Source organism: Pseudoalteromonas rubra (assembly GCF_000967655.1).
In the GTDB taxonomy this organism is placed as follows: Bacteria; Pseudomonadota; Gammaproteobacteria; order Enterobacterales; family Alteromonadaceae; genus Pseudoalteromonas; species Pseudoalteromonas rubra_A.
Map to the genome: position 1 here is coordinate 1 of NZ_JXYA01000148.1, position 581 is coordinate 581.

Annotated in this window: 1 pseudogene; it reads left to right on the top strand. The window is 51.8% G+C overall.

The annotated features are described in order from the left end of the window. Positions 1 to 581: pseudogene (locus tag TW77_RS25530) on the top strand (hypothetical protein); the annotation flags it as partial.

Sequence of the window (581 nt, forward strand, 5' to 3'; positions counted from 1 at the left end):
CAGTCTGTTAGAAGACGAGCCTGAGTCTGACTACGAGGCTGTTTCAACAACGGATCCCGGGCACCTTGATGGTATGCTGGAAGAGGAAGCCGATCTTCAGTCCCTGCATGACAAAGCTGAACCGTCTACTGATCTGGACCTGGACGAGGTCGAGCCTGACATTGAGCAGGATGAACCCGCGTTAGCAGAAACTGAAGACGAGTTACTCGACGAATTTGCCGAAGAGCTGGTACACCCAGCAGAAGAAGGCGAAACCCACACGCCACCCCAGTTGCAAAATGTTGATGAGCTGCTTGAGGCGCTGGAAGCCGAAGCCGATGACTTCGATTCTGAGGTGGACAGCGAACTGGACAATGAAGTTGAGATTGACCTGGGTGATGATCCGCTCGCAGACGAAGACATAGATTTGTCTGAAGACGAAGAATTGACCGAGCTTGACTTGGTGACACCCAGTGAAGAGCTGAGTAGTTATCCTGAATTACAAATGGATGAATCTGAGGCGGATGTCATCAATCTAGACGCCGAGCCCGAGTCTGCCATGAGTGAAACGGAGAGGGCACTTGCGGAAAGTTTAGAGCAGC